Here is an 18,877-nt window from a genome sequence, read left to right on the forward strand (position 1 = left end):
AGGAACCATGAAGGAAATCGAATTCATCATCAACGGCGAGAAACTCGAGACGCTCAAGCATGTGCTCGACCAGTTCAGCAACCGCGGCATCACGATGACGTCGGCGATGGGATACGGCCACCAGCACGGCCTCAAGCAGGTGTATACGCGCGATGACCGGCAGGGCGTCGCGCTGCTGCCGAAGATCAGCGTACGCACCGTCGTTCCGGACGATGAGGTCGACGGCATCATCGACGCGGTCGTCAACCGGCTCTCCACATCGAGCTTCGGCGACGGCAAGATCTTCGTGCGCGCCATCGAGCAGGCGGTGCGCATCCGCACCGACGAACGCGGCGACGACGCGCTCTGAGCCGCGTCCGCCGCCGTTACATCAGTCGGTTATCGTAAGTCGCGACAGCGACGCATATCCGCACGGAAACGAGGACGGCATGGCAACCGAGCGCACGACGGCGACGGCGGAACCCACCGCCGCCGTCAGCCGCGCGATCCATGACATCCATCTGCTCGCGAACGTCGACGAACTGGGCGTCGGAGACCATCTGCCGGCGGAGCGCGCACTCGCCGAACGGCTGCAGGTGTCGCTTTCAACGGTCCGCGCGGCGCTGGGCGTCATGCGCGCACGCGGCGAGATCAGCACGCGGCGCGGCCGCGCCGGCACCGTCATCACGACCGACATCGCCCGCCACGCGCTCCCCTCGCGCGTCACCGTCAACGCGAAGTCCGCGCGCATCATCGACCGCACGTCGGCGAGCACCTCGGGACTGCCGCATATGCTCGCCTCGCAGGGCATGGCGTGCGTCACGACCGTGCTCGACGCGCATGTGCAGCATTGCGACGAGCGCATATGCCAGATGTTCCACGTCCCCGCATCGCAGCCGCTCATCCGCGTCGAACGCGTCCGTTCGGTCGATGGCGCGCCGATCTCCTATGAGCAGACGTATCTGGATCCGCGCGGCTACCCGGATTTCCTCGATTTCGATCTGACGCGGTCGATCTACCAGCTGCTGCAGTTCAACCACGGCACCGTCATCCACGCCGTCGAGGAGACGATCGAGATGATCCCCGGCTTCGGCCGGCCGGCGCGTGCTCTGCGGCTGCCAAGCGGCACTCCGCTGCTCTATGTGTGCTCGCGCGCGGCCGACGCGCTCGGCAACACCGTCGTCGCCTCCGACGACATCTATCCGGCCGCGCATGTGCGGCTCACGACGGCGCGCACATTGCGCTGACGCGGCGCGGCGCCGCTCAGCCGCGCAGCCCGGCGAGCGGCGCGAGGCGGTCGTACATGCGCTGCACCATGCGATTGAGTGACTGCGGCGTGATGTCGTCGTAGTTCTCGGTCGTCGTATATCCCGGCCCCGGCACGTATCCGCCGGCGAGATACCCTGTCACGACGACGGTCGTCATGCCGGATGCGGCCGCCGACGTGCGGCCGCTCATCGAATCCTCGAAGGCGACGCAGCACGGCAGCAGCACATCCGGGATGCCGAGCCGTTGCGCGGCAAGCTCGTACGGCGCCGGATCGGGCTTCTTCGGCACGTCGTCGTCACCGCAGACGTAGCCGGCGAAGGTGTCCGGCGGCGCCTGCGCGATGAGGTTCTCGGCCAGTTCCCGCGGCGACGTCGTCACGAGCATCGACGGCACGCCGGCGTCGCGCAGCTGTTCGAGCAGCCGGCGCACACCGGGGATCCACGGCAGCTGCTTTTTCTCCTCGTCGGTCACGTATTGGATCATGCGACGGCCGATCTCCTCGGGCGGCAGAGGACAGCCGAGTTCGGCCATCTCCCGCGCGATCTGCGGCACCGGCCGCCCGGAGCCGTCCATCGCCATCTGCTTCGTCCAGTGGCCGCCGTATTCACGCACGAGCCGCAGCTCGCTTTCGTGCCACAGAGGTTCGGAGTCGATGAGTGTGCCGTCCATGTCCCAGAACACGCCCTGCAGCGCGCCGATCTTCGCGGCCCTGCTTTCCTGAACGCCCATGCACGCCTCTTTCCGTCGTCATCATCCGTTGCCGATCGTCCCTCCTACCATACCCGCCGCCCCGGCATCACCGGGGCGGCCATCGCGGCGCGTTCACTCCACGACGGTGAAAGTCGTGGAACGCAGGTCCGCATCACGGCTCGAATGGCCGACGAGCACCTTGAACTCCCCGGGTTCGACGATGCGCCTGGCGTCGCCGTCCACGATCGTGCACATGTCGACCGGCAGCTCGAACACGACGCGGCGCGTCTCGCCCGCCTCGAGCGTCACACGCTGGAACTGCTTGAGCTCCTTGGCCGCCCAGGTGAAGGACGTGACGACGTCGCTGACGTACAACTGCACGATCTCGGTGCCACGGCGGGACCCCGCGTTCGTCAGGTCGATCTCCACGCGCACGGTATCGCCCTTCCTGAATTCGGAGCCGTTCACGATCGCGGGCTCGCCGTATTCGAAGGTCGTATACGCCAGCCCCTCGCCGAACGCGAACGCCGGGTCCTGCGTCAGATCGGCGTACCGATCGCCGTGCTGCCCGCGGATCTGGTTGTAGAAGACCGGCAGCTGCCCCGCATGGCGCGGGAACGTGATCGGCAGACGTCCGCTTGGCTCGGTCACACCGAAGATGATCTCGGCTAGCGCGCGGCCTCCCTGCATGCCGGGGTTCGGCGCCCAGATGAAGGCGCCGAGCCCGTCGGCGGCGGACTCGTCGACGATCACGCCGTTTTCCCCGATCACGCACGCCGGCAGCACCTGCGGCTTCGAGCTCATGAGCACGACGATGAGCGGCTTATGTGTTTCACGTGCAACCTCGCTCAGCCGTTCGAGCAGCAGGTTCTGGCCGCCGAGCAGTTCAAGCGTCGCCGTCGAGCAGGTCTCGCCGGTGAGCTGCACGACGTCGCCGACGACGGCGATGACCGCATCCGCGCGCCGCGCCTGTTCGACGGCTTCGTCGAGCAGGACGTCGTCGACGCCCGCGGACACGGCGAGCTTCGGCCGGGGCTGCCCATCCGGATACAGCGCGCCCGCCGGATCGTCGATGAGTTCGACGACGTCGGCGCCGCGCGCATAGATCACCTCGCAGCCTTCAGGAGCGAGCTCGCGCACGCCGTCCAGCACGGTCATGATCATGTCGCGCGGCTGCCCCTGCGGCATCCACGGCACCTGTCCGGAATTGCCGGCCCAGTCGCCGAGCTGGTTCTGCGCGTCGTCCGCAAGCGGCCCCACGACGGCTATCGTGCGCAGGGAGCCATTCTCGGCGGCCAGCGGCAGCGCCGCGTTGTTACGCAGCAGGACGATTGATTCGCGGGCCAATTCGAGGTTCGCGTCCATATGATCGTCGTTGCCCACCACGGCCTCGATGCGTTCCGGATCGGGCAGGCGCGGGTCCTCGAACAAGCCGAGCTGGAACTTCAGCGTCAGCAGACGTCCGACGGCAGCATCCAACGCGCGTTCGTCGAGCAGACCGTCACGGACCGCCTCGATGGCGCCCTCATAGAACCCCGGAGTCGTCATGATCAGATCGTTGCCCGCCTTGACGGCGTCGGCGGCCGCGGTACGGTAATCCGGCTTGATGCGCTGCTCCCACACCGCACGTCCGACGTTGTCCCAATCGGTCACGAGCGTGCCGCCATAGCCCCAGTCGCCGCGCAGTTTCGTCTGCAGCAGCCAATCGTTGAAGGTGACAGGCGTTCCGTCGATCGCCTCATAGCCGAGCATGAAGGTGGCGCAGCCCTCCTTCGCCACACGTTCGAAGGGAGGCAGGAACCAGCTGGCGAGCGCTCGGCGCGTCAGATCGGCCTCCGAGGCGTCACGGCCGCCCTGCGTGTACGAATAGCCGGCGAAATGCTTGGCGCAGGCGAGGATGGCGTCCCCGTCGAAGGCCTCGCCCGTCCGGGCGTGCTTCTGGTACCCCTGCACCATCGCCGATGCGAGTTCGCCGATGAGCGTCGGATCCTCGCCGAAGGTCTCGTCGATGCGGCCCCAGCGCGTGTCGCGTCCGATGCACAGCACCGGCGAGAAGGTCCAATGCACACCGGTGCAGGAGACCTCCTCGGCCGTCACCCGGGCGGCCCGCTCGACCTTCTCGGCGTCCCAGCTGCATGCCATGCCGAGCTGGGAGGGAAAGATCGTCGCGCCGGGCCAGAACGAGTAGCCGTGGATGCAGTCGTCGCCGACGAGCAGCGGGATACCCAGACGCGTCTTCCCGCGCACGATGCCGTCGGCGCGCACCAGATCATCGGGGGATGTATGCAGGATCGAGCCGACATGGCGGTCCACGATCAGATGTTCGAGGTCGCCGGACCGCGCATCCAGCTGCATCATCTGGCCGACTTTCTCCTCAAGCGTCATACGCGAAAGCAGGTCCTGGACGCGCTCCGGGATCGTCAACGTCGCGTCGAGATAGGGGTGGGTGGTTTCAGTCATCGTCTGACTCCTTTGTTGTCGCGCCGGACGGCGCCATGCGCCGTCCGGATGTTCCATGGCGGGACAGCGGCGTCAGCGGACGCCGCGGATGAGCATGATGAACACGCATCCGAGCAGGGCGAAGGCGATCGCGATCGGGAAGGCGAAGGCGTACCCCAGAGAAAGCGTGATGGCGGACATGAGCACCGGACCGAGCATCTGCCCGAGCGTCGTGGCGAGGTTGAGGATACCCAGGTCCTTGCCCGTCGCCGACGGCATGAGCCAGGGCATCGCGATGCCGATGGCGAACAGCACGGAGGCGATGACGATCGGCGCGCCGCATGTGGATCCCGCACCGTAGAACGCGGACATCGTGCCGCGCACGCCCGCCGGGATGCGGTCGGAAATGATGGCCTCCATCGGCGCGAGCATGCAGTTGAGGCCGAACATGAGATTGGACACCAGGGAGGCCACCGCCGTGCAGGAATTGATGATGCCGACGAGCGCCTCCGGCGCCATGCCGGGCACCGACTTGAGATGCTCGGGCAGCAGCACCGCGGAGACGATGCCCAGACCGCTCATCCACAGCAGGCCGAAGACGAGGAAGCCTACGGCATACCGGCTCTTCGTCAGCATCGAGATCGGCTTGCCCGTCTCCGGGGAGAGTTTGGGATTCGAACGCGCCGCCTCGAGGTTGCTGTCATATATGGCCAGACGCAGCCCCAGATCGGTAGGCATCGCGCCGTCTTCCGCGACGCCCAAGGCCTCTCCCTCCCCCGCAAGGGCTTCGTCAAGTTCGCTTTTCGCAAACGTCCGCACGGCGACGTCCGACCCGTCCCCGACAACCGCTTCCGCTTGCCCACGACCACTACCGCTCATGATCGCTCCTTTCGTCCTCATCGACACCTGTGCATCATCGCATCGGCACAATCTTTATATCTAATATCTGTTAGATATAAAGATTGTCGTTTGCAACACAGTCAAAGTCAAGTTGCGGAACGCCGGCGTGTCACGGTTGTCTTATAGCGCGATTGTCTATATCTAACAATTGTTATTTATGATTAGGATGCAGCGGCCGCCGCGACGCGCACGCAAGTCAGTCCCGGCGCGACGGAGGGACCACCAAGGGCTTTGGGGAAATCAGCGATACCCGTCCCACAACGGCGACGGGAAGATCATGCGTTCGAACGCCAGCCATTCATCGTACAGATCCACCGGCGGCACGCACAGCCACCGCATCTGCACGCCGTCCATCGCCTCGATGACCCGGCGCAGATACGGCCGCATGTTGGGGTCCCACGGCCCGACCTCGGTCGGGATTCGCCATGGGTAGCGCGAATAGTGCTCCCAGATGTTCTCCGGGCGGTTGCGGTAGTACTCATGCAGCGGATGCGAGGGGTTCACCGATTCGATGTACAGCATCAGGAACAGCTGCACCATCTGCGGCTGCGCGGCGTTGTGCCGGACGAGGAACCGCAGGTAGGCGGGGAACGACAACGCATCGGGATCGCTTCCAGGCAGCCCCGAACCCATGAAATCCGCGGGGGTGCCGCTGCTGTCGTAGACATCGGTGATGAGCAGCGACAACAGCCCCTCCTTGGTGCCGACATAGTGCAGCAATCCGGGCTGGCTCATCCCCACCTCATCGGCGACGTCCTTGAGCGAGATGCCGTTGTACCCCCGCTCGGCGATCAGTTTAATCGCGGCACGCTCGATCTCCCCGATACGCTCTTCAGGGGTTTTGCGCACACGTTTCGCCGACACGACCGCCAAGTGTATCACCGGTCCGCAACCCCACCCCGGCCGCCTCCCCGTCACCTGCCGCGTCACGCACCGCGCACACATACGCAGCACCGGACGCACACGCATAACGTCCCACGACGCAAAAAGCGTCCGGAACCCAGACTCGGGTTCCGGACGCTTGCCGGTCCTCCAAGGCTCACCGATAGATCGTGTGCCACAGGACGACCGATTTCGACTCGGTCTGGGCCGGCCGATGGCTCGCGCCGGCCGACAGCTGCCGCGTCTGCGGATGCAGCTGCCGCCGCCAGTGCCGCGCGCGCGAGGGGCGGCGCACCTCGGTGATGCCGCCGTCCATGTCGGCGGTGAAGACGCTCACCGAGCCGTCGTTCAGCCGCGCGAGCTGCCGGCGCAGCTGCCGGTTCTCCTCCTCGAGTTCGAGGATCCGCGCGATGCCGGTGAGGTTGATGCCGTCCCTCTGGCTCATCGACTGCGCCTGCACGAGACGGTCGACGTCGCGCAATGAGTAGCGACGGGCGCCGCCTTCGGTGCGTTGCGGCACGATGAGGCCGGCGCGGTCGTACTGACGCAGCGTCTGCGGGTGGATGCCCGCGAGTTCGGCGGCGCGTCCGACGCTGAAGATCGGCAGATCGACGTCGAATCCGACACGCGCCGCACCCTCAAGATTCGCCCGCTGCGCGACGATCGCCATCGCGCACATCTCATACAACCGGCGTTTCTGCTGGGACGCCCGCGCCATGCCGCTCAGGCCTCCCGCTGTTCGGCGAGCTTGTCGGCGAAGTCGCCGCAGGCCTTGTCGAACTCCTTCGCGGCGTGCTTCTCGCCGATGCCCGGATGCTCGGGGACGTGGATCTGCACGCGGCCGACGAGGTCGCCGGTCTCGCGCTTCGTCTTCACGCCCTTGCCCTTGACGCGCACTTCTGCGCCGCTCGACGTGCCGGCGTGGACCTTGAACGTCACCGTATCGCCGTAGAAGTCCTTGACGTCGATCTTGCCACCGTCGACGGCCTGCCCGACGGTGATCGGCAGATCCATGACGAGATCCACGCCGTCCATCGTGAACTTCGGATCCGGCGTCACGGTGACGGTCAGGTACATGTCGCCGTTCCTGCCGCCGTGCACGCCCGGCTTGCCCTTGCCGGCGAGCTTGATCTTCTGGCCGTTCTTCACACCGGCCGGGATGCGCGTCTTGAACTTCTTGCCGCCCGCGCTCAGCGAGACGGTCGCGCCCTTGACGGCCTGGCGGAAGGTCAGCGTGATCTTCGAGTTGAGGTCGGCGCCGTCCTCCGGGGCCGGGGTCGGGCGGTAACCGGCGTATGCGCCGTCGCCGTAGTCCTCGTAGCCGTGGCCGCCGTAGCCGCCGGCGTTGCCGCCGCCGAACATCGAGAAGATGTCGTCGAACCCCGCGCCGCCGCCGTTCGTCGAGAAGCGGATGTGCGAGCCGTTGCCGCCCGCGCCCGCGCCGCCGCCGAACATCGAGAAGATGTCGTTGAGGTTGGACGCGTCGAATCCGCCCGCGCCGCCGGCGAAGCGTGCGCCGCCCGCGCCGAACTGGCGGATCGCGTCGTAGCGTTCACGCGATTCCTTGTCCTTGAGCACATCGTAGGCCTCGGAGATGTCCTTGAACTTCTCCTCGCCTTCCTTGGTCTTGTTGATGTCCGGATGGTATTTGCGCGCCAGCTTGCGGTACGCCTTCGTGATTTCGCTTTCCGTGGCGTCTTTGGAGACACCGAGGGTCTTGTAGAAGTCTTTGTTCAGCCATTCGTTCTCAGCCATGTTGTGCCTCCTTTCGAGGTGCTGCTGAATCCGCCCGTCGCCGTGGGGCTTCCCACGCCTCGCGGCGACGGGCGGCACTTATTTGATGGTCATACGTTTCGTTGAGGGCACATCGCACAGGAGGCCGTGGACCGCCGATTTGGTCCACGGCCTCCTCATGCGTCGTCCGTGTCAGTTCTGCGGCGACGCCACGACCACGCGGGCCGCGCGAATCACGCGATCGCCGATGCGGTAGCCTGCCTCCACAACCGTGTCCACGGTCGCCTTCTCGGCGTCCGGATCCGGCTTGTGCAGCACGGCCTCATGCTTCGTCGGGTCGAAGTCCTCGCCTTTGACGCCGAACTTCTCCACGCCGAACTTCTCGAAGGTCTTGTCGATCTTCGCCGCGACCGCCTTGAACGATTCATCCATCTCGCCGTGTTCGCGGATGCGATCGATGTCGTCGAGCGCGGGCAGCTCGGCCGTCAGCACATCGATGATGCCCTGCTGACGCGCCCGATCCATGTCCTTGCGCGTGCGGTTGCGGTAGTTGATGAACTCCGCGCGCTCACGCTGCAGCGCTTCAAGGTACTCAGCCGCCTCCTTCTTGGCCTGGCCAAGCGGAGTGAGCTTGCCGTCCTCGGAGTCGGCCTGCGGCGGTTCCTGTTGGGCCGCTTCAGCCGCCTCCTCGGCCGGGGAGGGCGCGGACTGCGCGTCCTCCTGGGCTCCGGCGTTCATGTCGGCCTCGGGCTGCTGCTCGGCGGCAGCGTCACGCTCGATGTCGTCCATGAGCCTGGAGCCGGGGTCGGCCTGCCCGTTCGCCAACGCGTCGGCGTCGGGCAGGTCGTCGAGGTAATCGTCCTTGTTGAAGTCGGACATTACTTGTTGTCCTTGTCGTCTTCGTCGTCCACGACTTCGGCGTCCACGACGTCGTCGTCACCGGAGTTCGATGCACCGCTCTCGCCGGCCGGGGCGCCTTCGTCGCCCTGCTGCGCGTAGAGCGCCTGACCGATCTTCTGCGCGGCCGTCATCAGCTTCTCCTGATCCGACTTGATCTTCTCGATGTCGTCGCCCTTGAGCGCGTCCTTGAGTTCGTTGACCGCGTCGGTGACCTCCTTGGCCACGTCGTCGGAGAGCTTGTCCTTGTTGTCGTTGACGAGCTTCTCGGTCTGGTAGGCGAAGGCTTCAGCCTGGTTGCGGGTCTCGGCCTCCTCCTTGCGCTTCTTGTCGTCGGCTTCATGGGCCTCGGCGTCGCGTACCATGCGGTCGATCTCGTCCTTCGGCAGCGCGGAGCCGCCGGTGATCGTCATCGACTGTTCCTTGCCGGTGCCCTTGTCCTTCGCGGAGACGTGGACGATGCCGTTCGCGTCGATGTCGAAGGTGACCTCGATCTGCGGGACGCCACGCGGAGCCGGAGCGATGCCGGTCAGCTCGAAGGTGCCCAGCGGCTTGTTGTCGCGGGCGAACTCACGCTCGCCCTGATAGACCTGGATGAGCACGGACGGCTGGTTGTCCTCGGCGGTCGAGAAGATCTCGGAACGCTTCGCCGGGATGGCGGTGTTGCGCTCGATGAGCTTCGTCATGATGCCGCCCTTCGTCTCGATGCCGAGCGACAGCGGGGTCACGTCGATGAGCAGGACGTCCTTGCGGTCGCCCTTGATGACGCCGGACTGCACGGCGGCGCCGATGGCGACGACCTCATCCGGGTTGACCGACTGGTTCGGCTCCTTGCCGCCGTCGAGCTCCTTGACGAGCTCCTTGACGGCCGGCATACGGGTCGAACCGCCGACGAGCACGACGTGGTCGATCTGCGACACCGAGATGCCCGCGTCGGCGAGCACGTTGTTGAACGGCGTGCGGCAACGGTCGAGCAGGTCCTTCGTCATCTCCTCGAAGTGGGCGCGGGTGAGCGTCTCGTCGAGGTGCACCGGGGTGCCGTCGGGGGTCATCGCGAGGTACTGCATGTTGATCGTCGTGGACATCGACGAGGACAGTTCCTTCTTCGCCTGCTCGGCGGCTTCCTTGAGGCGCTGCAGCGCGATCTTGTCCTTGCTCAGGTCGACGCCGTACTTGTCCTTGACGCCCTTGACGAGCCAATCGATGATGCGCTGATCCCAGTCGTCGCCACCGAGGTGGTTGTCGCCCGAGGTCGCCTGCACCTGGATCGTCGAGAAGCCGTCCTCATCCTTGCCGATCTCCAGCAGCGAGACGTCGAAGGTGCCGCCGCCGAGGTCGAAGACGAGGATGCGTTCGTCCTCCTTGCCCTTCTCCAGACCGTACGCGAGCGCGGCCGCGGTCGGCTCGTTGATGATGCGCAGGACGTTGAGGCCGGCGATCGTGCCGGCGTCCTTCGTCGCCTGGCGCTGCGCGTCGTTGAAGTACGCAGGGCAGGTGATGACCGCGTCGGTCACCGGCTCGCCCAGATACGCTTCGGCGTCGCGCTTGAGCTTCATCAGGATCTGCGCCGAGATCTCCTGCGGCGTCCACTTCTTGCCATCGATGTCCACCGTCCAATCGGTGCCCATGTGGCGCTTGACCGAGCTGATCGTGCGGTCAACGTTGGTGACCGCCTGACGCTTGGCGACTTCGCCGACGAGGATCTCGCCGGACTTGCTGAAGGCGACGACCGACGGGGTCGTACGCGAACCTTCGGCGTTCACGATCACCGTGGGCTCGCCACCTTCCAGCGTCGCGATGCAGGAATTGGTGGTACCCAGATCAATGCCGACTGCGCGTCCCATACTTGTTCTCCTTTGTTAGGTTCGCTACTTGTTACGTTCTTGCTCGAGTTCCGTCCGGCGGCGACCGCATGCGCGACCCGCCTTCTTGAACCATCCAAAACTTGAGCCTACATCACTCAACTATTTCCTGTCAACCGTTATTCCCACTGCGGAAGATTTTTCCGAAAAAGTTTTCCGAGCCTTGCAAAACCGCCGTTGCGCAACGATTTCCAGACTGCGGGAAGCGATATCCCAGTAAACGTTCAGGTTGCGGTGGGTGATATGCGGCGACCCGCAAGGTCAAGCACCGCTCACCAACGAAACGGACCGTCAACGCCTTCGACGAACCGGGACGCAAACGGCCCTACCCGCGGTCCGATCCATCGGTTCTGACGACGAACCCGCCCGCGACAAGGCCCGATTGCGGGACGAGCCGTCGAGCTCGCCGACGAAACGGGACGCTCCGTCCCAAACCATCGAGCCTGTCGACGAACCCTCCCGAAAACAGGCCAGTTCGCGGGACGAGCCGTCGAACTCGCCGACGAAACGGGACGCTCCGTCCCAAACCATCGGCCAGCCCGACGAACCGACCCGCAACAAGCCCGATTAGCGACCCAATCCGTCGGGCACATCGACAAACCGACCCGCGCAGACCCCGCACATACGACGGGGCGGCCATGCCCCCGTCGGCATGGCCGCCCCGTCTTCCCTGTGCCCCTTGGTCCTCACCATCGGGCGATATGCAGTCCTCCGCTACCCGCGCTCCGGCTCACGCCGTTGCTCATTCCCACTCATCCATTCCACAGGCATACCGACCACAGGTACGCCGGCCCCATCGCCGTTCGCATATCCTCCCCGCATCCGCCTTCGCGCCGTCAGCGCTCGAGCGGCGCGTCCGGGTCGAGGCGGGCGTCGGTGCCGCGCAGGATCAGCTTCGGCTCGATCTTCGAATGCGGTTCCTGCAGTTCCTCGCCGGCGAGCAGCTGCAGGCATTTGCGCGCCGCCGCCGCGCCCATCGCGAACGGATCCTGACGCATCGTCGTCAGATCGATCGTATCCGCGTAGGACGAGTCGTCGAATCCGATGATCGAATAGTCGCGCGGCGTGCGGTAACCGTGGCGCTGCAGCTTGAGCACGAGCGGGATCGCCATCATGTCCATCTGGCAGCAGATCGCGTCCGGGAACGTCTCCTCGGACAATACGGCCGCGAGCGCCGCGTCGGCGAAATCGTGCCCCCGCGGCACCGACAGCACCTTCCAGTCGATGTCTCGTGTCTGCTGCGCGGCCTCGCAGGCGCGGATGAAACCGCGTCCGCGCGCGTCGATCGACGATTCGAGCGATTCCTCCGCCGCCGAGCATGTGTAGACGATGCGCTTATGCCCGAGGTTGATCATGTGCTGCGTCGCGCGGTACATGCCCTTTTCGTCGTCGATGCTGATCGTCGCGTCGAAGGCCTCGATGTTCGGCGTGTTGATGCCGATGATCGGCACACGCGTACGCCGCAGCTGCTCGACCTCCTCCGGCTCGATCGCGAAGGACGCGACGAACACGGCGTCGACGTTGCGCAGCACCGGCATGTCGCGGAAGAACTGCGTGCGCGTGCGCGCGTCGTCGATGTGCTGGAACAGGGAGATGTCGTATCCCTCCTTGTGCAGCACCGAGTTGACGCCGGCGAAGACCTCGACGTTGAACCAGCTGGTGATCTCCTGGTTCATCAGCAGCGCGACGCGGAAGGTCTGCCCCGACTTGAGCGCCGTCGCCGAACGGGAGATGTTGAAATCGAGTTTCGCCGCGGCGCTCATGACCTTCTCCCGTGTCCGTTCGGACACGAGCTCCGGCCGGGTGAACGCACGTGAGACTGTGGAGATAGACACTCCCGCAAGCTGCGCGACTTCGCGGATTCCTTGCTTCTGCACGATGTGCCCCTTTACTTGAACTGTGCTTCCCTTGTTGTTCTTGTTCTCTGTTGATTGTGGTCGCCGGCGGCCGCCCTCATGCGCGTCAGCGCACGGCGACGAGTCCGCACACGAGCATCATGAACGGATAGACCGCATAGAACGCCCACTTCGTCCATGGATGCCGATAGCCGACCTCGTCGTTGCGGTAGTGGAGGAAGGCGACGCCGATGCCCGGCGTGATGAAGCACACGGCGCCGAGCAGCGCCGCCGTGAGCATCATCGTGTTCTCGCGCGCGTGCAGATAGTAGAAGATGAGCGCCATGCCGAGCGTGACCATGCCGATGTTGAGCATCGCCTGCGACTGTCCGATGCGGAACAGCCAATCCCACAGCAGCCCGACGAGGACGACGACGATGCTGAGCGTGATGCGCAGCCCTTTGCCGTAGTCCTGCAGCACCTCGAGCAGGACGAGCACGATCAGCGCGATGACGAGGCCGAACACCGGGTTCTGTGAACGCATGTCGAAGAAGCTGCCGAAGGTGACCATGTCGTAGGGTACTTCGCTGACGAGCGCGAGCACCAACAGCTGCACGCCGTAGCGCAGCCAGCTGCTCGTATGGTCGAAGCCGGTGTACAGCAGCCATGCGTAGATCGGGATCGCGACCCAGGAGACGGCCTCGCAGAGCACCGACACGGTGAGCGAACCCATGTTCTCCGCCGTCGGCGCGCCGAGCAGCATCGGCATCAATGTGACGCTCGCCGCCGAAAGGAACAGCAGCACGTCGCCGATGACCTTGAGCTTGAATCTCGACAGCCCCCGGTGCTTGCGCCGTCCTTTTTCCTCCAAGTACCGTGTGTATTCGTCCACCATGTTGTTTCGTCCGTTCCGTCACCCGAGCGACCGCTCAGTCCTTCGTCTCGTTGCCGCCGCATGCGCCGCCGTCGGTCGCCCGCGCGGCCGCCTCCGGCGCATGCGACGCGTCCCACGTCGCATCGGCGTCGTGGATGAAGGCGAGCAGCCCTTCATAGTCGGCCCCCTCGAGCGAGACGGCGGCCCGGGGCGCCGTGGCGCCGCCGGTGTTGTCGTCGGTGTGCAGGTAGGCGGCGTCGATGCCACAGGCGACAGCACCGAAAATATCACTGTTCTCGTCGTTGCCGACCATGAGCGCACGTTCCGGCTCGACGTCGGCGTCAATGAGCGCGCGACGGAAGATCTCGAACGATGGTTTGCGCACGCCTTCGTCGCTCGAGATGATGATGTCGTCGAACATCTCGTCGAGTCCGAGCAGCGCGAGTTCCGGCTTCGTGTAGCACGCCTGCGCGTTGCTGACGAGGATGACGGCGCGGCCTTCGTCGTGCAGCCGTTCGAGCAGCTCGATCGCGCCGGGGAACAGCCGCAGCTTCGTCGTGCTCGCACGGCGGAAGGTCCACGCGGCGGCGCGTGCCTGTTCGGGCGTGCCGTCGATCCAGCATGCGTCGAACAGGCCGCGGTATGCAGGCAGCAGATCCGGCTCGAACCATTCGCGCTGGTCGCGCATCGCGTTCGCCTTCGCGCGTTCGCGGGTGAACTGCGCACGCAGCTGCTCGTTCGTCGCGAAGTCGGCGCCTTCCCGGTACAGTGCGCACCGCAGCGCCGTCCACGGTCCCTCGCCCTGCTCATCCGTGTGGATGTCGACGAGCGTGCCGTACAGATCGAAGAACACCGCCTGATACTTGAGTGCCGTTGTCATCGAGTTCCTTTCCAGCGCCGTTCAGCGCGTAACGCCGTCCGGCTCGAGCCTCCACACGCGCAGCGAGCGCGCCGGCATCGGCATATGTCCGTCGACCGACTCGGTGCGACGTGGGTCGGGCATGCCGTCCTGCGTCGTCGAATCGAGCACGCAGACCCAGCGCGGCGGCGCCGCGTCGCCGTCGGCGCCGGCGACCATGGGCAGATCGTCATGGGCGTCGTCGGCGTAGGCGTGCGTGAGCTTGTCGGCGGCGAGCGTGTGGTCGTCCCCGTCCGGGTTGATCGTCACGGCCGTGTCGTGCATCCGGTAGGCGACGGCGTTGCCCGGCGCGTCGACGGCGATGTGCTCGGCGTCGAACCAGTCCGGGTTCGCGCGACGCAGCGCGATGAGCCGGCGGTAGTAGTCGCGCAGCTCGCCCATGTGCCAGGCGCGGCGCCAGTCCACCTCGTTGACCTCCTTGCCGGAGTCGAAGGAATTGTCGTTGCCGTGCTTCGTCTTGCCGAACTCCTCGCCGGCGAGCATGAACGGGATGCCGGCGGCCGTGTAGATGATGCCTGCGGCGAGTTTGTTCGCCTCGAGCACCGCCGTCGTCTGCGGGCACGGTTCGGCGTCGAAGATCGCCTCGAGCCGTTCGGCGCCTTCGAACATGCTCATCGTCAGCTTGTCCCACAGCGTGAGGTCGTCATGGGCGCTCACGTACTGGATGATCTGCCCGGCCTCGCCTTCGTTCGTCTCCGGCGCGCGCCACGCGTCCGCGCCGAGCTCGATGAGCGGCTTGTTCGCCCGCGCGTCGCCGTTCACATAGCCCTTGCGTTCCATGTAGAAGACGTGGCCTTTGATCGCGTCGCGCGTGCGGTCGCAGAAGTGGCCGATGCGCGTGCTGAGGTAGCGCAGCCCCTCCTTGTCGGCGAGTTCGGTGTCCGGCAGCGTGTTCGTCGGACCGGCCGCCCACGGCTCGCCGTACATGAGGATCGATTCGCCTCCGGGCAGCCGGTCGAGCGATGCGCGCACCGCGTTCATCGTCTGCACGTCGATGAGGCCCATCAGGTCGAAGCGGAAGCCGTCGAGATGGTATTCGCGGGCCCAGTACGTGACCGATTCGACGATGAACCTGCGGAACATCGAACGTTCGGTCTGCATGTCGTCGCCGCATCCGGAACCGTTCGCCAACGTGCCGTCGTCGTTGCGGCGCAGGTAGTATCCCGGCACCGTGCGCTCGAACCAGTTGTCGGCCGAGTACATGTGGTTGTAGACGACGTCCATGATGACCTTGATGCCGTTGGCGTGCAGCGACTGGATCATCCGCTTGCATTCGGTGATGCGGTTCGCGCCGTCGTAGGGGTCCGTCGAGAACGAGCCTTCCGGCACGTTGTAGTTGAGCGGATCGTACCCCCAGTTGAACTGGGACGGGTCGCGCTCGTCGACGGAACCGTAGTCGTAGAACGGCAGCAGCTGCACGGCGGTCACGCCGAGGTCGCGCAGGTAGTTCATGCAGGTCGGGTGTTCACCGTCGCCGTCGAGCGTCGTGTCCATGTCGGTGAACGCGAGGTACTTGCCCCGGTGCTCCTTGGGGACGCCGCTGTGCGGGTTGTTGCTGAAGCTGCCGACATGCGCCTCCCAGACCATCGTCTCCGAGGTCGGCGTGCGCGGACGCTCGTCCTCGTCCCATCCTTCGGGATCGGTGCGCGCAAGGTCGACGACCATGCTGCGACGTCCGTTGATTCCGGCCGCGCGCGCCCAGGGGTCGGCTGAACGGTGGGTGACGCCGCCGTCGAATTCGAGAAGATAGTCGTAGTAGACGCCGTCGAGGTTCCGCGGGAGGTTCGCGGTCCATGCGCCATCGGACTGCTTCGCCATCGTCACGGTCTCGATGAGCATGTCATCGGACTGCTCCGAGGAACCGCAGGTGAACAAACGCAGCGTCACAGTACGCGCCGATGGTGCCCAGAGAGCGAACTGGGTGCCGGATTCGCAAACCTCGGCACCCAGTGTGCGTTCCGGACAAAGCGGGAACGGTTCTGCGACACCCGGCTCCAACCCTTCGGAAAGGGGCTCGAATGCCTGGATCATGATCAGCCTTTCACTGCACCCGACATGGATTCCTGATAGAAGCGCTGCATCACGATGAACAGGATCGCGATCGGGACGGAGATGATCACGGCGGCGGCCGCGAAGCGACCGAACCAGGTGTTGATGTACTCCTTCTCGAGCATGAGCCACAAGCCCAGCGAGGCCGTGTAGTTCTCCTGCGTGCGGGCGATGACCTTCGCCATGACGAAGTCGAGCCACGGGATCAGGAAGCCCACGATGGCCTGATAGACGATCATCGGCTTCGACATCGGGATGATGATCTTGACGAAGACCTGCCAGCGCGTGCAGCCGTCGAGCATCGCGGCCTCGTCAAGCGAGGTCGGGATCGTGTCCATGAAGCCCTTCATGACGTAGAAGCCGGCGCCGGTGCCCGCCGAGTAGACGAGGATCAGCGCGAGGATCGTCATGCCGTCGCTCGTCAGACCCATCGCCTTGAGGATGAAGTAGATCGCGACGACGGACATGATGGACGGGAACATGCCGAGGATCAGCACGAGGTTCATGAACGAGCGGCGGCCACGGAAGCGCATGCGGCTCATGCAGTATGCGACCGAGAGCACGAACCACACGGAGATGAGGCACGTGAAGATCGAGATGATGAACGTGTTCATGAACATGCGCGGGAAGTCCAGGACCCTGCGGTCGGTGAACAGGCCGATGTAGCTGTCGAACGAATACTCGGTCGGGAAGAACGTGCTCTGGTACGGGGCGGTGTTCTTGTTGAAGCTCTCGAGGAAGATCCAGACGATCGGCAACAGCCAGATGACCGAGAGCACGCCGAGGAGGATGTAGGTGCCCACATCGGCCGCGATGCGGCGCTTCCTCTGATCGTGCAGGAATCCTTGGCTCTGTGCTTTGACTTCAGTATGCTTACTCACCGGAAGCCCTCCTCGTTCTTATAGGAACCGCTGTTGCGGTAGGTGATCAGCGAGACCGCGGCAAGGACGATGAACGTCATGATGCCGATGACCGCGCCGAGGTTGTAATCGTTGCGATCCACCGTGAGCTTGTACAGCCAGGTGATGAGCAGGTCGGTCTTGCCGGCGGATGCGCCGTTGACTGCCGGGTCGCCGCGCGTGAGCAGGTAGATGACGTTGAAGTTGTTGACGTTGCCGGTGAACGTCGTGATCAGGTACGGAGTGAGCACGAAGATGATGTACGGCATCGTGATCTTCGTGAAGATCTGCCACCAGTTCGCGCCGTCGATCTTCGCGGCCTCGTAGAGGTCGGCTGGAATGTTCTGGAGGATACCGGTCACCTGCATGATCGTGTACGGAATGCCGATCCACAGGTTGACGATGATGACCGTCACACGCGCCCACGTGGCGTCGGTGAAGAACGGCAGCGGACCGTCGATCCAGCCCCAGGTCTGCAGCAGGCGGTTGACGGCGCCGGTCGGCTGCAGCATCTGGTGCATGACGAGCAGCGAGACGAACTGCGGGACGGCGATCGACATCGAGAAGATCGCACGCCACACGTTCTTGCCGTAGGTCGTCTTGCGGTTGATGATCATCGCGAGGAACAGGCCGAAGAAGAAGTTCAGGAACGTCGCGAAGAACGCCCAGATCAGCGTCCAGCCGAGGACGGACAGGAACATGCTGCCGGAGACCGCGCTGCTGCCGGAGTTGGAGAACACCGTCTTGAAGTTCTCGAGGCCGACCCAGTTGAACAGCGTCAGATGGTTATGGTCGTAGCTCGTGAACGCCATCGAGATCATGAAGATCAGCGGCAGGACCGTGAAGATCAGGATGCCCGCGATCGGCAGGAACAGCAGCAGCTGGTTCGCCTTGGCGTCGAAGAGCGTGTGGATGTCGTCCATCAAGGACGGGGCGCGGCCGTTCTTGCCGGCCAGGCACTGCGCCTTGTACGCGGAGCGGATCTCGAGGATCCACCACAGCACGAAGACGACGCAGAAAACGACGGCGGCCACGCCGTAGAGCAGGCGCAGGACCGTGTTGTCGCCCGGGATGTTCACGTACTGGCCGTTGACCCAACCACTGGTCGGCTTGTTGCCGCCGAGCGTGATCAGGTTCTTGAAGCATGTGCCGCCGGCCGTGATCATGTAGACGATGAACAGGACCTCACCGGCGAAATAGATGAGACCCTTGACGTATTGCTTGCGCACCACGTTGCCGAGGCCGAAAATCAGGATGGACAGCTTGGTGAAGACGTCGCCCTTCTCCAAGGCGTTCTTCAGCGTGTATGGCGATGGTGCCACATAGTCCGCGCCCAGTTTCCGGCGGCGCCGCAGTTCTCGTTGTGAAAGGGTTACCGTACTCATGAACCCTCTACCGCCTCTCTTTGAAAAGTTTGATATGTGGGGCGTGCGACCGTGCCCACGACCGTGCTACCTCGCGATGGATCGTGGAACGGGTGCGCGCATGGTCCGAGAATGACCCCGCGCGCCCCTCAGGCGACGCCGCCTGGTTGACCCTGAACATGAGGTGTGCGGAAAGCTCAGGGTCCGAGGCCTTCCGCACACTGTTTTCGATTATCTACCGATACCCGCCGGCGCGCGCCGGCGGGACGGGGCCTCGCGGCCCCG

At 64.8% G+C, this 18,877-nt stretch carries 16 protein-coding genes; 2 read left to right on the forward strand and 14 right to left on the reverse strand.

Going from position 1 to position 18,877, the window contains the following annotated elements; translation table 11 throughout:
- The first annotated feature begins 7 nt into the window (after positions 1-7).
- Entirely contained in the window at positions 8-349 is a 342-nt protein-coding gene (locus tag B1400_RS03500) for a P-II family nitrogen regulator (RefSeq protein WP_095613070.1), read from the forward strand.
- A 79-nt stretch (positions 350-428) separates the two neighbouring features.
- Positions 429-1,226, forward strand: a complete 798-nt coding sequence (locus tag B1400_RS03505) for a GntR family transcriptional regulator (protein ID WP_095613071.1) — start codon at positions 429-431, stop codon at positions 1,224-1,226.
- Positions 1,227-1,242: 16 nt separating this feature from the next.
- On the opposite strand, the gene B1400_RS03510 is transcribed toward B1400_RS03505, so the two are convergent.
- From B1400_RS03510 to B1400_RS03575, 14 genes are all read right to left on the reverse strand, one after another.
- Entirely contained in the window at positions 1,243-1,977 is a 735-nt protein-coding gene (locus B1400_RS03510; RefSeq protein ID WP_106408293.1) for an HAD family hydrolase, read from the reverse strand.
- Positions 1,978-2,070: 93 nt separating this feature from the next.
- Positions 2,071-4,398, reverse strand: a complete 2,328-nt coding sequence (locus B1400_RS03515) for a glycoside hydrolase family 3 N-terminal domain-containing protein (RefSeq protein ID WP_095613072.1) — start codon at positions 4,396-4,398, stop codon at positions 2,071-2,073.
- Between the two features lie 72 nt (positions 4,399-4,470).
- Positions 4,471-5,115: an MFS transporter gene (locus B1400_RS03520; protein WP_095613100.1), complete on the reverse strand. Its 645-nt coding sequence runs from the start codon at positions 5,113-5,115 to the stop codon at positions 4,471-4,473.
- A 402-nt stretch (positions 5,116-5,517) separates the two neighbouring features.
- The gene (locus B1400_RS03525) at positions 5,518-6,150 is read right to left on the reverse strand and encodes a TetR/AcrR family transcriptional regulator (RefSeq protein WP_235607304.1); all 633 of its coding nucleotides are present in this window, start codon (positions 6,148-6,150) and stop codon (positions 5,518-5,520) included.
- A 166-nt stretch (positions 6,151-6,316) separates the two neighbouring features.
- Entirely contained in the window at positions 6,317-6,877 is a 561-nt protein-coding gene (locus B1400_RS03530) for a heat shock protein transcriptional repressor HspR (protein ID WP_095613073.1), read from the reverse strand.
- 5 nt (positions 6,878-6,882) lie between these two features.
- Positions 6,883-7,914 carry a DnaJ C-terminal domain-containing protein gene (locus B1400_RS03535; protein WP_095613074.1) on the reverse strand — a complete coding sequence of 344 codons (1,032 nt, stop codon included), beginning with the start codon at positions 7,912-7,914 and terminating at the stop codon, positions 6,883-6,885.
- 171 nt (positions 7,915-8,085) lie between these two features.
- Complete coding sequence (gene grpE, locus B1400_RS03540; protein WP_095613075.1) at positions 8,086-8,772, reverse strand: nucleotide exchange factor GrpE; 687 nt, start codon at positions 8,770-8,772, stop codon at positions 8,086-8,088.
- On the reverse strand, positions 8,772-10,634 hold the full coding sequence (dnaK, locus tag B1400_RS03545) for a molecular chaperone DnaK (protein ID WP_095613076.1): 1,863 nt from the start codon (positions 10,632-10,634) through the stop codon (positions 8,772-8,774). The genes grpE and dnaK overlap by 1 nt, the downstream gene beginning before the upstream one ends.
- An 854-nt stretch (positions 10,635-11,488) precedes the next feature.
- Positions 11,489-12,529 (reverse strand): LacI family DNA-binding transcriptional regulator, encoded by a 1,041-nt coding sequence (locus B1400_RS03550; protein ID WP_095613077.1) that lies wholly within the window; start codon positions 12,527-12,529, stop codon positions 11,489-11,491.
- A gap of 85 nt (positions 12,530-12,614) precedes the next feature.
- Positions 12,615-13,382 carry a TraX family protein gene (locus B1400_RS03555; RefSeq protein WP_095613078.1) on the reverse strand — a complete coding sequence of 256 codons (768 nt, stop codon included), beginning with the start codon at positions 13,380-13,382 and terminating at the stop codon, positions 12,615-12,617.
- 34 nt (positions 13,383-13,416) lie between these two features.
- Entirely contained in the window at positions 13,417-14,241 is an 825-nt protein-coding gene (locus B1400_RS03560) for an HAD family hydrolase (RefSeq protein ID WP_095613079.1), read from the reverse strand.
- Positions 14,242-14,262: 21 nt separating this feature from the next.
- The gene (pulA, locus tag B1400_RS03565; RefSeq protein ID WP_095613080.1) at positions 14,263-16,311 is read right to left on the reverse strand and encodes a type I pullulanase; all 2,049 of its coding nucleotides are present in this window, start codon (positions 16,309-16,311) and stop codon (positions 14,263-14,265) included.
- Between the two features lie 2 nt (positions 16,312-16,313).
- A complete protein-coding gene (locus B1400_RS03570; RefSeq protein ID WP_095613081.1) occupies positions 16,314-17,210 on the reverse strand; it encodes a sugar ABC transporter permease in 897 nt (298 codons plus the stop codon).
- Positions 17,207-18,613 (reverse strand): carbohydrate ABC transporter permease, encoded by a 1,407-nt coding sequence (locus B1400_RS03575; RefSeq protein WP_201260186.1) that lies wholly within the window; start codon positions 18,611-18,613, stop codon positions 17,207-17,209. The genes B1400_RS03570 and B1400_RS03575 overlap by 4 nt, the downstream gene beginning before the upstream one ends.
- Positions 18,614-18,877: the final 264 nt, after the last annotated feature.

The sequence above is a fragment of the Bifidobacterium italicum genome (assembly GCF_002286915.1).
GTDB classification, from domain to species: Bacteria; Actinomycetota; Actinomycetes; order Actinomycetales; family Bifidobacteriaceae; genus Bifidobacterium; species Bifidobacterium italicum.

Coding starts and splice junctions, on each gene's coding strand:
- dnaK (WP_095613076.1), bottom strand. CDS start 10,634: ATGGGACGCGCAGTCGGCATTGATCTGGGTACCACCAATTCCTGCATC.
- B1400_RS03575 (WP_201260186.1), bottom strand. CDS start 18,613: ATGAGTACGGTAACCCTTTCACAACGAGAACTGCGGCGCCGCCGGAAA.
- grpE (WP_095613075.1), bottom strand. CDS start 8,772: ATGTCCGACTTCAACAAGGACGATTACCTCGACGACCTGCCCGACGCC.
- B1400_RS03530 (WP_095613073.1), bottom strand. CDS start 6,877: ATGGCGCGGGCGTCCCAGCAGAAACGCCGGTTGTATGAGATGTGCGCG.
- B1400_RS03520 (WP_095613100.1), bottom strand. CDS start 5,115: ATGCCTACCGATCTGGGGCTGCGTCTGGCCATATATGACAGCAACCTC.
- B1400_RS03515 (WP_095613072.1), bottom strand. CDS start 4,398: ATGACTGAAACCACCCACCCCTATCTCGACGCGACGTTGACGATCCCG.
- B1400_RS03560 (WP_095613079.1), bottom strand. CDS start 14,241: ATGACAACGGCACTCAAGTATCAGGCGGTGTTCTTCGATCTGTACGGC.
- B1400_RS03555 (WP_095613078.1), bottom strand. CDS start 13,382: ATGGTGGACGAATACACACGGTACTTGGAGGAAAAAGGACGGCGCAAG.
- B1400_RS03535 (WP_095613074.1), bottom strand. CDS start 7,914: ATGGCTGAGAACGAATGGCTGAACAAAGACTTCTACAAGACCCTCGGT.
- B1400_RS03505 (WP_095613071.1), top strand. CDS start 429: ATGGCAACCGAGCGCACGACGGCGACGGCGGAACCCACCGCCGCCGTC.
- B1400_RS03510 (WP_106408293.1), bottom strand. CDS start 1,977: ATGGGCGTTCAGGAAAGCAGGGCCGCGAAGATCGGCGCGCTGCAGGGC.
- B1400_RS03500 (WP_095613070.1), top strand. CDS start 8: ATGAAGGAAATCGAATTCATCATCAACGGCGAGAAACTCGAGACGCTC.
- pulA (WP_095613080.1), bottom strand. CDS start 16,311: ATGATCCAGGCATTCGAGCCCCTTTCCGAAGGGTTGGAGCCGGGTGTC.